General features: G+C 40.2%; 14 protein-coding genes. 5 read left to right on the top strand and 9 right to left on the bottom strand.

What is annotated here, in order from left to right:
• Window positions 1-383 precede the first annotated feature (383 nt).
• A complete protein-coding gene (locus tag NSTC731_RS20085) occupies window positions 384-695 on the top strand; it encodes a hypothetical protein (protein ID WP_445632133.1) in 312 nt (103 codons plus the stop codon).
• 225 nt (window positions 696-920) lie between these two features.
• The gene (gene trxA / locus NSTC731_RS20080; protein ID WP_445626481.1) at window positions 921-1,259 is read left to right on the top strand and encodes a thioredoxin; all 339 of its coding nucleotides are present in this window, start codon (window positions 921-923) and stop codon (window positions 1,257-1,259) included.
• 53 nt (window positions 1,260-1,312) lie between these two features.
• On the opposite strand, the gene NSTC731_RS20075 is transcribed toward trxA, so the two are convergent.
• The 6 genes from NSTC731_RS20075 to NSTC731_RS20050 form a co-directional block, all read right to left on the bottom strand.
• Window positions 1,313-1,846, bottom strand: coding sequence for a dihydrofolate reductase family protein (locus NSTC731_RS20075; RefSeq protein WP_445626480.1), 534 nt, complete (start codon window positions 1,844-1,846; stop codon window positions 1,313-1,315).
• Window positions 1,847-1,988: 142 nt separating this feature from the next.
• The gene (locus tag NSTC731_RS20070; RefSeq protein ID WP_445626479.1) at window positions 1,989-2,243 is read right to left on the bottom strand and encodes a TIGR03643 family protein; all 255 of its coding nucleotides are present in this window, start codon (window positions 2,241-2,243) and stop codon (window positions 1,989-1,991) included.
• A gap of 44 nt (window positions 2,244-2,287) precedes the next feature.
• Window positions 2,288-4,090: an ABC transporter ATP-binding protein gene (locus NSTC731_RS20065; protein ID WP_445626478.1), complete on the bottom strand. Its 1,803-nt coding sequence runs from the start codon at window positions 4,088-4,090 to the stop codon at window positions 2,288-2,290.
• Window positions 4,087-5,865: an ABC transporter ATP-binding protein gene (locus tag NSTC731_RS20060; RefSeq protein ID WP_445626477.1), complete on the bottom strand. Its 1,779-nt coding sequence runs from the start codon at window positions 5,863-5,865 to the stop codon at window positions 4,087-4,089. The genes NSTC731_RS20065 and NSTC731_RS20060 overlap by 4 nt, the downstream gene beginning before the upstream one ends.
• 89 nt (window positions 5,866-5,954) lie before the next feature.
• Window positions 5,955-7,028: a WD40 repeat domain-containing protein gene (locus tag NSTC731_RS20055; protein ID WP_445626476.1), complete on the bottom strand. Its 1,074-nt coding sequence runs from the start codon at window positions 7,026-7,028 to the stop codon at window positions 5,955-5,957.
• Window positions 7,028-7,372 (bottom strand): hypothetical protein, encoded by a 345-nt coding sequence (locus tag NSTC731_RS20050; protein WP_445626475.1) that lies wholly within the window; start codon window positions 7,370-7,372, stop codon window positions 7,028-7,030. The genes NSTC731_RS20055 and NSTC731_RS20050 overlap by 1 nt, the downstream gene beginning before the upstream one ends.
• A gap of 264 nt (window positions 7,373-7,636) precedes the next feature.
• On the opposite strand from NSTC731_RS20050, the gene NSTC731_RS20045 reads away from it, so the two are divergent.
• Window positions 7,637-8,698 (top strand): L-histidine N(alpha)-methyltransferase, encoded by a 1,062-nt coding sequence (locus tag NSTC731_RS20045; RefSeq protein ID WP_445626474.1) that lies wholly within the window; start codon window positions 7,637-7,639, stop codon window positions 8,696-8,698.
• A 499-nt stretch (window positions 8,699-9,197) separates the two neighbouring features.
• Here the strand turns inward: NSTC731_RS20045 and NSTC731_RS20040 are convergent, their stop codons facing one another.
• Both NSTC731_RS20040 and NSTC731_RS20035 read right to left on the bottom strand, forming a co-directional pair.
• Window positions 9,198-9,410, bottom strand: coding sequence for a type II toxin-antitoxin system HicB family antitoxin (locus tag NSTC731_RS20040; protein ID WP_099103575.1), 213 nt, complete (start codon window positions 9,408-9,410; stop codon window positions 9,198-9,200).
• Entirely contained in the window at window positions 9,394-9,660 is a 267-nt protein-coding gene (locus tag NSTC731_RS20035; RefSeq protein ID WP_292703480.1) for a type II toxin-antitoxin system HicA family toxin, read from the bottom strand. The genes NSTC731_RS20040 and NSTC731_RS20035 overlap by 17 nt, the downstream gene beginning before the upstream one ends.
• 525 nt (window positions 9,661-10,185) lie before the next feature.
• Here NSTC731_RS20035 and NSTC731_RS20030 point away from each other — a divergent pair.
• Window positions 10,186-10,956, top strand: coding sequence for a pentapeptide repeat-containing protein (locus tag NSTC731_RS20030; protein ID WP_445626473.1), 771 nt, complete (start codon window positions 10,186-10,188; stop codon window positions 10,954-10,956).
• Between the two features lie 210 nt (window positions 10,957-11,166).
• The gene (locus NSTC731_RS20025) at window positions 11,167-11,790 is read left to right on the top strand and encodes a TenA family protein (protein WP_445626472.1); all 624 of its coding nucleotides are present in this window, start codon (window positions 11,167-11,169) and stop codon (window positions 11,788-11,790) included.
• A 161-nt stretch (window positions 11,791-11,951) separates the two neighbouring features.
• Here NSTC731_RS20025 and NSTC731_RS20020 read toward each other — a convergent pair whose 3' ends face one another.
• Window positions 11,952-13,556, bottom strand: a complete 1,605-nt coding sequence (locus NSTC731_RS20020) for an iron uptake porin (protein ID WP_445626471.1) — start codon at window positions 13,554-13,556, stop codon at window positions 11,952-11,954.
• Between the last annotated feature and the right edge of the window lie 204 nt (window positions 13,557-13,760).

The raw sequence follows: 13,760 nt of genomic DNA, 5'->3' as shown, positions 1-13,760 counted from the left end.
TATCTAGGCGATTTAATCTCAATAGCTCATAGTTTTTAGTCTGTTCTCTTCTCAAAATTTTGGGAATATTGACTTCAGCTACTTCCAGTTAAAAAACATCCGATCTTAGGGATGCCCCAATGTACGCCCCTAATACAAATGTACGAATAATTTAGGATAATTTATTTTTTGTAAGTTACCAATATAGAAATTGTCATCGTGAGAACATATAGCTAGCTGTGCCAGTTTACCTCTGTAGCATATTTATATTTTTATAGGCTTTTGTAAAAATGAAAATATGAAATAAAATTGGTTGGCTTAGGGCAAATTTTTAGACAAAACATATTAACTTTTTGGTTAATTTTCCAAGTATTGTAGATATGTTAAATATTATTTTGAGCAGTATGGACTTAAAATCGATCGAGAAAAAGATTTATACCTTTATAAAAATTATATCTACAGCGCTGATAACAAGCGCAATTGGATTGGAATCGTGGAATATTTATGCAGTAATAACTAACATTCCTCTACCAAGCAGCCTTAATCCAATTTTTTTGATTGAGCGTTTTGCGATGATATGCCATTTTATTGAAAGTATTATAGCAGCTTTTTATGCACCTTCAAGACAAAAGATGCCAATAAAATATGCTATTTATACTTTTTTTGTCGGCACAATTGGGTTGTTAGAATTATTTGACCAGCAGAATGACTGTTGACGCTTCTACGCCTTGAAGGTAGGGGTTTTTGGATAGTAATGTGCGTTATGCGATCGCACCTACGTAAAAATCTATAAGTCATTAAATATACCATTACAGCAAAAATCATCTGTGGGAGTTTTCCTATGAATGTAGGTAACTAATTAATCTGACACTCAGAAGGGAGTATAGTTTGTATAGTTAGTTTTTTGCTGAAATTTTAGTTTGCCACTAAGGAATTAAAAAATGTCTACTGATACTGACATAGTTACTTACGTTGAAGAAAGTGAATTTGATATTGTTTTAAATGGAAGTGAAGAGAAAGTTGTTGTTGTTGATTTTACTGCTACTTGGTGTGGCCCCTGTCGCCTAGTCAGTCCGTTAATGGATCAACTTGCCGAAGAATACAAAGGTCGTGCTAAAGTCGTTAAGGTAGATGTTGACAGGAATAAGCCCGTTTTCAAAAAATTCGGTCTTCGCAGTATTCCAGCAGTTTTAATTTTCAAAGATGGTATTTTAGCAGAAACTATAGTAGGGGTTTCTCCTTACGAAGACTTTAGCAACGCTGTTCAGAAGCTTGTTTAGCTAATTCGTAATTCGTAATTCGTAGAGAATATCATTAGGGATTACGAATTATTTTAACCATTTACTTTTCGCCTATAATGTGCTTGAAGTAAACCACTTGGATATTGTTGTGAGTTAATCAGCTCTAATTTTTCTTCATGGTTAGATGGTGGAAAAAGATGTATACCGCCACCTAAGATAATTGGAATCGTTGAAATAATATATTCGTCAATCAAGCTGTGCTGAAGAAACGAATTGATTAATTCTCCGCCACCAACTAGCCAGATATTTTTAAAACCTTGAGCCTCTATATCTGCTAACGCCTGTTTTACTGGGTGAGAAACAAATACAACGTCCTGACGATCGGATTGGAAATTACGCTGGGTGAATACGAAGGATTTTTTTTCTGGATAAGGCCATCGATCAAAACCCAGCCCTACTTCATACGTCTTGCTACCCAAGACGATCGCATCAATCGATTCGTAGAAATCACCATAACCATAGTCTTCATCTTCTGTATCAAGGATTGATAGCCACTCAATTTTGCCATCGCTACGAGCAATGTAGCCATCCAAACTAGCTGCAATGTAGAGTGTAACTTTCGTCATTGTGCTTGGTGAATTTGGTAGTTTTCACTCAATGAGTACAAGCGATCGCACGCTTATTCTTTTTACAGCATTTTAGCCCTTGATGGTTTATATCACAAAAGAGCGATGCTACGACGGGCTACGCCTACGCTTACCCAATTACTTAGGTTTTTTGATTATGCGATTTAAACCGACCTGTAATAAATTCTCGCTGAGATAAATGCTTCGTATTGCGTTTGGTGACTCGTTCTCGCCACATCTTGAAACTAGATTCTTTCATTTCGCGCCTCATTAAGGCGATTACCTGTTTCTCCAACAGCCCAAACTGAGCTTCAATTGCATCAAAAGATGTTCTATCTTCCCATGCCATTTCAATGATGCGATCGATGGTTTGTGAATCAAGGTTAGGTAGCTTCATTTTTTTTTGCTGGCAATTAGTAAATTTGAGCTATATATAATATTTTACTTTTCGTTTTGAAGAACCATTGTGTCTGCTGCACCCAGTTGCAGAGCATAAAGGTTGGCATAAACACCTTGCTGATTAATGAGTTCGGCGTGAGTACCCTGTTCGACAATTTGTCCCTGCTGAATTACTAATACCCGATCTGCCTGCGTAACTGTACTGAGGCGGTGGGCAATTACGAAACTAGTACGACCTTGGAGCAAACGAGCGATCGCACTTTGTACTAGTGCTTCTGTGCGGGTATCGATGCTGCTGGTGGCTTCATCCAAAATCAGAATTCGGGGATTAATTAATACCGCCCGAGCAATACTGATTAGTTGTCGCTGTCCTTGACTCAAGGGCGCTCCCCGTTCGCCTAATTGAGTTGTATAACCCTGTGGTAATGAGGTAATGAACTCATGCACATTTGCTAGTTGTGCAGCCGCTTCGATATCAGCTTGGCTGGCGTAAGGAGCGCCAAAAGCTATATTTTCGGCGACAGTGCCGGTAAACAAAATATTGTCTTGCAGGACGATGCCAATTTGACGGCGCAGACTTGCTTGAGTCACGCTACGCACATCAATATTGTCAATTTTCACTGCACCGCTTGATACATCATAGAAACGCAAAATCAAGTTAATAATTGTACTTTTTCCCGAACCGGTTGGCCCGACTAATGCAACCATCTGTCCTGGATAGGCGTGTAAATTCACTCCTTTAAGAACCAGTCGATCTGGGTTATAGCCAAATTTGACATTCTCGAATGTCACCTCACCTTGAATAGGCGGCATTTCTATGGCATCAGGTGCATCTTTGAGTTCTGACGGTTCATCTAATAATAGAAATATTCGCTCTAATCCGGCGAAGGCAGATTGAGCTTGAGTATAAAACTGGCTGAGAATTTGGATCGGGCGGAAGAACTGCTGGACGTAAAGTAAAAAGGATGTCACTACACCCACTGTTGCAGCTCCTGTTACCGCTAGATAACCGCCATAGGCTAGCACGCCAGCCGTTGCTAGTGTGTTGAGAAAATCGATAGAGGGCAAAAAGGCGGAAGTAATTGCCACAGCCTCAACGTTGGCATCTCTATTAGCGGCGTTAAGAATATCAAATTCTGCGATATTCATCTGTACGCGATTAAATGCTTGTGCTTCTCGGACACTGCCAATATCTTCTTCTAACTTGGCGGAAAGTTCCCCAATGGTTTGTCGGGTGACGCGAAATCTGACTCTTGCCCAACGTGCAAATAAGCTTGTGGTAAAAATCATCAGTGGCACAACCAGATTGCTCAACAAACCAAGTCGCAGGTTGATTGAGAGCATGGCAATTACAATGCCCACCAAACTGAAAGTATTGCCCAGCATTTGGGCAATCGTCAGTCCAAATGCTTGATTCACGGTATTGACATCATTCAGCAAGCGGCTCATTAAATCGCCTGCTTCGCTGCGATCGAAAAAGCTGAGTGGCAGACTTTGGATTTTAATGAAAATATCTTGTCTTAGTTGAGCCAGCAATCGCTGCATAATCCAGCCGACTCGAATAATTTGACCCCGAATTGCTAAGACACCAAGTCCGTAGTTCAGCCCTAGTAGCCCTAACAACATCAGCAGTCCTTGCAAATTCCCTTGTGCAATCAAACGATCGATCGACCAGCCGAGAAAGAATGGTCCAACTGCCTGAGTTATGGCACCAATTAATACTAATGTCAGAGCGATGGGAATTTCTTTGCGATAAAGCAGCACGTATTGTAAAAAGCGCCGCAGGGTGGAAAATTGCTGACTTGCGTTTTCCTCAGATGCAACAACGGGAATAGTGCCTCTCATTTTTTCTCCTTCGGCTTTACCTGAGATTCCAAAATTACACCGTAGAGTGGACTGGTTTGCATCAATTCTTCGTGAGTGCCTTGTGCTACCAATCGTCCTTTATCCATGAGAAAAATGCGATCGGCATTTTTAACAGTGCTAATACGTTGAGCTACTACAAAGGTTGTACAAGCTTTTTGGCGCATTAAACCATCTAGTTCGGCTTGAATTTGGGCGGCAGTTTTGGCATCTATAGCCGAGGTACTATCGTCAAGTATCAGAATGCTGTAATCGGTTAGTAAGGTACGAGCGATCGCAATTCGCTGCTTTTGTCCACCAGATAAGCCTACGCCCCGTTCGCCCACAATCGTCTCGTAGCCATCAGCTAGACCGCTAATAAAATCGTGCATTTGGGCGGTTTTCGCAACTTCAATCACCTCTTCTAAGGTGGCATCAGGTTTGGCGTAGGCAATATTTTCGCGGATTGTGCCAGAAAAGAGGGTGGTTTCCTGAAAGACAATCCCAATATGCGATCTGAGGCTTTTGAGTGTGAAACTTTTTATATCTCGTCCGTCAATGCGAACTGCTCCCTTGGTGACATCGTAAAAGCGAGGAATCAGGTTCATGATTGTGCTTTTTCCCGAACCAGTCATTCCGAGAACGGCGATTAGCTCGTTAGGCTTGGTTTCAAAGGATACTTCTTTGAGAGTTTCGGTTGTCGCTCCGGGATAGCGAAAGGAAACATTTTCAAAGGTAATTCTACCACCGCAGGTGTCAAAGGGGACAGCACCAGGGCAATCGCGAATTTCTACCTCTGCATCCACAACTTCGTAGACACGTTCGGCGGAAGCAGCTGCTTGAGCGATCGCGGGTGCGGCAAATCCAATCAACAAAATTGGTTGGAGAATCAACGCTAGGTAGGAGTTAAACGCCACCAGCTCGCCAATGGAAAATCTGCGCCCAATCACCTGCGCTCCCCCATAGGCGAAAACTGCCAGTGTTACCAAATTACTCAGCAAGAATATCAAGGGAAAGGTATCGCGGATGGCGCTAATGGTCTTCATGTTTGCCTTGACTAGGCCATCATTCAGAGTTGTGTAACGCGACCTTTCGGTTGACTCCCGCACAAAGGCTTTAACTACACGGATTCCTAGCAAGTTCTCTTGCAAGATAGCATTGAGGTTGCTCAGTTGCTCTTGTACTTGCCGAAAAAGTTTGTTATTTCGGCTGACGAATAGTGCCATTAACCATGCGGTTATGGGCACTGCTGTTAGGCTAATCAGTGCTAATTGCCAGTTCATCACCAGCAAAACCACCGAAATACTCACCAATGTCACAACTGAACCGACGACCTGAATTAAACTAGTACCAACAAAGGTACGAATTTGTTCAATGTCGCTGGTGACACGGGTTAGTAGTTGGGAAGTCTGCGCCTGGTCATGAAAGCTGAAACTGAGATTTTGGATTTTGCTGAAAATTTTGTTTCGCAGTTCATAAGCAACACCCTGAGATGCTGCTTCTGCTAAATAGCTTTGTCCAAAGTTAAATACACCACGAGCGATCGCGGCAACTACCATCCAGGCGGCGCTATATAGCACAATTTGGAGATTTTTTGGCGCGATTCCCTCATCAATTCCCCACCGAAATAGTTGTGGAGTGAGTGCGTTGGCGATCGTCAACAGCAACAGGCTGACTAATGCTCCCAGTGAAGTCCACCGGTAAGTGCTTAAACTTTTAAGCACGCGCTGGGTTGCCTTTATCGACGAAGTTTCTTGGAGTTCTGGTTGCTGAACCAATGGTATTTACCCCTCTATCTTTGGAAAATTATCTCCTATTTTTGATTGTAAAAAACCAATTGGCTAGTCCATCAAGGGTGTTAGTATTATCACACTCCCCAGACTTTGATAGTAGCATCGTTAGCAAAGTAACTACTAATGTCACTGGAACTGACAATAGTTTGGCCATCTGGGCTGATAGCAATGTCTACAATTCGAGATGAATGACCTTCCAGTATGCAAAGTTTTTCACCCGTTTGTAAATCCCACACAATGATTGTATTGTCTGCACCTCCACTTACGATAACTTTAGCATCTGTACTGAAAGCCACAGGTGCGGAGCCTTCAAGTATATGTATTTTTTCTCCTCTAATTAAATCCCATAAAATGATAGTATTTATTCTATTCTCGACCCCTACACTTGCAAGAATATTGGCTTGGGGGCTTAGGAAAATAGGTTGATGACCGTGAATAATTCGATGACCTTGGAAAATATGAACTATCTTCTTTGTTTGGAAATTCCACACTTTGATGCTGGCATCCCCACTGCAAGTAACAAGAGTTTTTCCATCTTGGCTTAAGGTAGGGAAAAAAGTTTTATCCGATTTACTAAGAGGCACATTAAATGTAGCAATTCGTCGTTCACCAGTTTGTAAATCCCACATTTTAAGAACTATGTCATAAAAACCACGTGCATCCTTAAAGTGACAATACATAATAGTGAGAAACTGCTCTGAGGGGTTGACGATCAGATCGTTCTCTTCAGCTGTATTATGCCCGTATATAGTACTAACTAGCTGACCTGTCTGTAAATTCCAGACTTTAACAGGGTGTTCAGAGTCAGAGTAGTCATCATGAACGCGACGACCGAGAGAGATGGTTGTTTTATTCAGCAAATTGGTAGCGAAAGAGCCAGCGTAATTCCCTTTTAAAGTGCGAATTATCTCCTCTGTTTGTATGTCCCATAGACTTACTATACCTTCAGATGCAATGATAAGGGTTTGCGTATCAGGGATGAAAGCGATATTAACATAATCAGTAACATCATCAATATCATCATTTGGTAAATTGATATCCAAAGTGCGTATTAGCTGACCTGTTCTTAAATCCCAAAGGTTGCATTTTCCATTATCAACACTTACTAGAGTTTTCCAATCTGAACTGATTGAAGAACACAAAGACATTACAGTTTGCCCATTCCATGCATGAAGGCATTTAAAAAATTCATAGGTATATATTCTTGTAAGACCTCTTTTGCTGACCATTCTGTACTTTCTTGAAGTAGAAAATAGGCAGCTTCTCTCACTTCTATTGAAGAGTCATGCAACGAATGAATAATTATTTGTAAGCCAGCTTGACCATATTCAAAAGCATCCAGAAGAGCATCAATTTTTTGCTCAATCCTTCCATGCATCATCAACTGGTTAATTCTTTCAAGTTCTCCCAAAACTACATCATCTGCTGGGACTTTATAATGACCGCACAGAGATACATCATGCTCTTTTGGCTCTTGGGAATTATCTACCATAATGTAAGTAGACAGATATAACTAAATCTAATATCTAATTGCGAAGAGGAACGACGTTCGCGGAGCTTTCCCGTTAGCATAGCATCTCCGCCAAAAGAAGAGTAGCAAGGTTTATGTTGTTTTTGATTAAATTCTGTATGACTTGCGGCAAATTATTTGTGGTGCAAATTTCGAGTTTTGGGACAGTGGCATGGGAGAATACATTTTTAGCAAGCATTACGGCTAATCAATTTCAAGACCGAAGAAAACCAAAGAACAAGAATAATGGCTCAAAATTTTCATCGTAATTCCCAACTTCCCTCGGATATCTCAACTACTATCAGTCGCACAGCAAAGCCAAGTTCTGAGTTCTACTCTCTTTTTTCTGAAGAAGAAATTTCAGGAATAATTCATGCATTAGAAGTCAAACGAGAAATCCCTCTCAAGTATTCATATAAAGGGAGAGGTGCAAAAATTTGGAACGATTTTTATCTAAAACATGCTATTCCTAGATGGTATGGAAGAGCAAATGTAGAAATTGACCTTTTAAAAGATAATTTTAAATACCTGAATGATCGTATAAGCATTGGTGACAGAGTAAATATTATAGACGTTGGTGCAGGTAATTCCTATCCAGTTAAAAAGTTTATTCGCAGACTAAACAAATTAGGAAAAGTTAATAAATATGTTGCTTTAGACATTAGTGAAGAATTGCTTCGCGTCTCCAAAAGCAATTTCAGAAAATGGTTTCCACTAGTCGAGTTTATCAGTTCCACAATTGACATAGAAAGTAGTTGTGTACCCAAAATTTTATTCCAAAATCAAGCTAGCCTTGAAATGGACGACACAGCGAAAATATTTTTCCACTTAGGAGTTACTATTGGAAATCATCAAAATAGAGATGAGGTTTTCAAAAATTTTAGAGATAGTATGGGAAAAAATGATCTTTTAGTATTTACTAATGAAACTGGTTCTAACTCTACATGGGATGGAATAGTTAGAGGTGGCTGCAAGTATCATGTAGAAGAAGTATATGCATGGGTTAAAAAGAAGATTGGGATTAAATCTGAAGATTGTGAACTAGTGAGAAAATACGATTTAAAAACAGATAGTATTGTTGCTAATCTGAAATTACATCATGATTACACTATCAATTTTAGTCGGATGGGAATAGATAAAAATATTGCAATCTCTGAAGGTGAAGAAATTACTATTTGGCGACATCACAAGTATGAAATGCCTAAACTATTGCAAGAACTAGAACGTTCTGGACTACAAATTGTTCACTATACTACTAACAAATACAAATCACATATTATGGTGATTTGTAAGGTTGTCAGTAACTAAGCTTTTCAATTAGACTTTATAGCGCTTCTGTGTTTAGTTCAATAGACTTCTTGCATGAATCCCTTACCCTCACCCTAAATCCCTCTCCCAAGCTAGGCAGAGGGACTTTAAAATTGACTCCCCTTCTCCCAAAATTGGGAGAAGGGGTTGGGGGATGAGGGCAAGTTTTGCATTCGTGCAAGAGGTCTAATAAAGACCTAGCTCTCAACTCTCAATACTATTTGGATAAACCTAAAAATCCCTCTTTTGGTCTAGGGAAAGGTAAATTCAAACTTTTTGCCCCGAAGCCCGAAAAGTATTGCCTCAACTCTTCCCTACTAGCGTTGGGGAGTAACATTCAAAGCCTCCTTCTTAAAAGAAGAGAGGTTTAGAAAGAGGTCAGAGTTTATTGCATACCAACGAGAAGCCTATAGCGAAAATTTTTCCGATCCGTATCTAATATGGTATTAAATATTTCTGATGATGCTAAAAAATCAGTTTAACTTGGTTTGTATATCAATTAAATGTACATCAAACGCGGTCTAGGCTCAGGAACTGGACGCCCCAAATCCTTAGCAGTTTCTATCCATTCCTGCACAACTAATTCTACATTATGCAGGGCTTCTTGATAAGTATCACCGTCAGCAGCACAGCCTGATAACTCTGGGACTTCAGCAATAAAGGCTCGATCTAATTCACTCCAGTAGAGAATAATTTCATACCGAAACATCATTTTTACTTCCTAGCTTATACTTGAGAATCACTGCCCGAACTTGTTTAATTTGATAACTTTTGGCTTTTCCTTTTTTATGTTGCAGGTTCAATATTTCCTCAACATCGGCTTTGACAAAAATACGATGATCGCCACGAATCCGTTCTTCAAAGCCTAGTGTATATAAAAGTTGCCACAGTTGGGCAAAAGGGATATCTGTATCAGAAGTCCCAGAGAGAATTTTGTCTAAGAGTTTGTCTTGCTGACTCACGTTTTTCTGACTGCCTTAATATTTCTATAGTCTCATATTTATTTAAAATCAGGGTATCTAAAAGCAAATCTATCATTTTGCTCCTGAGTTCAAGCATCTCTGATGATAATGACTAGTCCAGTTATAGGGCAAACTTTAGGCTTGGATACTGCTCTACTAATTGACTTGATTTTAACAAATACTAATTATTTGGATGTTACAGATGATTTTTTGGAAGCGATATTTTGCAGTGAGTTTAATTTTGTAACATCAATTTTGTCTCTAGTAAAGTGTATCATTTATCTTGACAAATAATGCTCATTTACCCTTATTACTGGGGTTATCAATCTTAATATCGGCTCAATTTATACTTTCCCGATTTTTATAGAATCCTTTAGCGTAAGGTTCTACAGGAAAGGTATCACCAATTTATAAGTGATGTAGGCAACTACAGAGGACAAATTATTGAGATTGCTCATATCATAATGCTGAGGTATAAATCCATCTCAGTTAATACTGTTATTGAGTAAGGAATATTACATAAATATGAAGAATCAATTTCTAAGTGCAGTTGCATTTTTAACCACGATTAGTTTGACAACGACCGTACAAGCAGCTAATTCTGAACATGTTAAACAGTTATTAGCAACCAAACAATGTCAAAACTGTGATTTGACGAGTGCAGGTTTAGTGATGGCTGACTTATCTGGAGCCAATTTGAGCGGTGCTAATCTCACAGGTGCTAACCTCAGCCGCGCAAACTTGAGCGGTGCAGATTTGCGCGGTGCAAACTTAAGTGGCGCGAGTTTATTTGGCGTTAACCTGAGCGAAGCTAAATTTAATGGGGCAAATTTGACGGGTGCTGATTTGAGAAATACTTATTTAGCAAATGCAGAACTAACTGGTGCTTACTTGAATGGGACTAACTTTCAAGGTGCAGTTGCGATACCATCACAAATTGCTTCACCAGCAGATTTTTATGCTTTGGGTGTAGCAGAAGGGCAAAAAGGCAACCAACAGCAAGCAATCAGTTATTTTAATCAAGCGATCGCAATTAAACCAGAATATGCAGATGCTTATCTTGCTCGTGGTGTCGCTCGTTACCAAATACTAGATAGACAAGGTGCATTCCAAGATGCTCAAGTTGCAGAAAAATTGTTTACATCCCAAAACAACAGCACTGGAACCCTAACAGCCCAAACTTTTATAAAAGAACTACAAACACCGGTTAATGAGAAGGTAAGTACTGGTAAACCCAGCTTCGTTGACTTTTTGGGAAGTATTGGCTCAGTCTTGCTCAATTTCTTCCCTTTTTAAAGGAGATAATAGTTGACAAATGACAAATACAACTCTTGGAGAGGCTGCGCCCGAAGCGTAGCTATGCCGCAGGCTTTACGGCTTCGCTCAGTACAAGTGACAAATAACAAATGACAAATGACAAATGACCGAAAACGAAAAGGATACAGAGCAACTAAATTTATTTATGGGTGTTTTGAATTTTGAATTTTGAATTCGGAGCGAAGCGACGTGACTTTATCTAACGAATTATGGGCAGCAAATCAAGACTTAGCCCAAGCTTGCTTAGAGCATTCTTTCGTTCAAGGCATTGGCGATGGTACTCTTGAGCGAGCTAAATTTGCTTACTACGTAGGGCAAGATGCTTTTTTCTTAGAAGCTTTTGCCCGTGCCTACAGTATCGCCGCGGCTAAAGCACCAGACTGGTTAGGTTTCACCACATTTCATAATTTAGCTAGTGGAGTTTTAGAAGAATTGCGGCTGCATAGTGGCTATGCTTCTGAGTGGGGAGTCAATTTGTATGCTGTAGAACCTGCATCTGCCACCCGCCGCTATACTGATTTTTTGTTAGCAACTGCTTGGAGCAAAGATGTAGGTTTAACTGCGGCGGCAATGTCTCCCTGTATGCGTTTGTATGCTTTTTTAGGAGAAAAATTGGCTTGTAACGGTATTCCTAATCATCAATATGCAGACTGGATTCGTACTTATAGCAGCGCAGATTTTCAACCACTGACACAACAATTAGAAAATTTGGTTGACAATTATGCCGCTACCAATTCTGTTGTGCATTCAACTTATCGTTATGCGATGTTTTGTGAACGCGACTTTTTTCAAGCTGCATGGATGTTCAGTTGAGCAAATTCATATCGAGCAACTTTTTTGACTTTTCCTAACTGTCGAACTCACGTTGTTTTTAGATATCAAGCTGGGTAAAAATGCTAAGTTCTATTTTTAAACCTATATCCAAAAAAAGACGCAAAAGATAAATTTGCGTCTTCTTTTAAAATTTTAAAAAATTAGAAACTGAATGTGGTTCTCAATGCACCAATAACAACATCATCATTAGCGTCGTTATGATCTGGAGATGTTAACCAGATGACTCCAGGAGTAATGGTGATATTGTCACTCAGCTTATACTGGTAGAACGCCTCAAGATGATAGGATGTATCAGGATCGCTATCCAACCCTGCAATGTTAGAACTTGTCACTTTCGGCTCCACACCAGCGATGATACCTGCTAAGTTACCTTTTTTACCGAGGTCAGGGAAGCCCAAGGTGACAGCATAGTTCCAAATATCAACGTCTCCACGAGTTCCTCTCAAGCTTTGGCTGTTGGTGTATCCAGCCCAACCACCCAAGACGATATTATCAGTAATGCCAATAGATGCTTCAACACCGTAAGAATTACTGGAAAATCCTACTTGATCTTCTGGTAAACCCTGGATAGCTGCTATATCCTGGAAAGTGGCGGCATTGCTACCTGTGAGTAGTGGTTGATTGTAGGAATTGATGTAAGTTAAACCGATAGAAATGCGATCGCTTGGTTTAACTGTCAGCTGTGCCAACGCACCATAAGAACCATTGAACAAACCATTATTGGGCGTAGGGTCATTAGCTGTACCACTCAAATACCCTAGACTTAATGCCAATTGATCGCTGAACTCGTGCGTTACTGCCAACCCCGCGCCATTTATCTGATTATAAATTGGGTTGCGTGTACCAAACGTGGACAAAGCACCAAAGGAGCCATCACCGTCAAAGAGATTGACAGTACTGGTAATATCATCTGCTGCGGCTGCGTTGACAAGAGCAGTAACCTCTGTTTTTTCACCCAGAGGGAATTTGTAATACAAGGCATCTATAAAAGCATTAGTGGTACCATCCTCGCCAGCAAAAAATAAGTTCCCCTCTGGCGTACCGATGTTAGGACTGAGAATATTATCAGCCTGGATTCTGGTGAACAGCGTATCTTTTCCTGTAAAGCTGGTCACGAATTGTATCCGCGCCCGTAACCCTAAAGTTGTATTCTTATCTGTAATTTCCGCACCGTTAACTGTATTTCCTGACAAAACATCGCTAGCGACTGCGACAACTTCTGCTTGCAATTTAGTTGTGGTTGAGAACTGATTCGCCTCCAATTCAGCAGTTCGCGCTTCTACTGCATCTACACGGCCTCGGAGTGTCGCCAGTTCGGCGGAAAAATCTTCTTGCAGCTTTTGTAATGTGGCTAAATCTTGTTTGTTAACTAAATCGCCAGTGGCTGTCGCAATAAGTTCGTTAACGCGATCGAGACAAGCATTCAAACCAGCAGCAAACTCATATCGCGTTAATGCCCGATTACCGCGATAAGTGCTATTTGGGTATCCTGCAATACAGCCATAGCGCTCAACCAAGGATTGCAATGCTTGAAATGCCCAGTCGGTTGGTTGTACATCAGAAAATTGAGACACGGAGGTAACTTGCGCTTTTGTCTCAACTTTTGTGTCTGGATTAGCTAAAACTTGCACTTGATTGATTTCAGACATGCTAGAAGTTTCACCTGCAAATGTAGCAGTATTCACAAATAGCATGACACCGCAGACTGCTGGACTAACTAGCAGATATTTCCAGAATTTTTGCATTTCTCTCCTCACACCGATCTCCAACTCACACCCAAACCACGTTTTTTAAACGTGTATTTTATGAGAATATTTGTCAGCAATCTTATCAGAAGAGAGGAAACTTTTTAACAAAAAAAGTCAACAAACCCTAATTATTTAGGGAAAACTAAATTGCAGAGGGCTGTACCGTCTGAAAAAGTTTTGTTGTTACTCATTACACAGCAA

This window comes from Nostoc sp. DSM 114167 (assembly GCF_052692655.1).
This window is presented reverse-complemented; position numbering and strand designations above follow the sequence as displayed.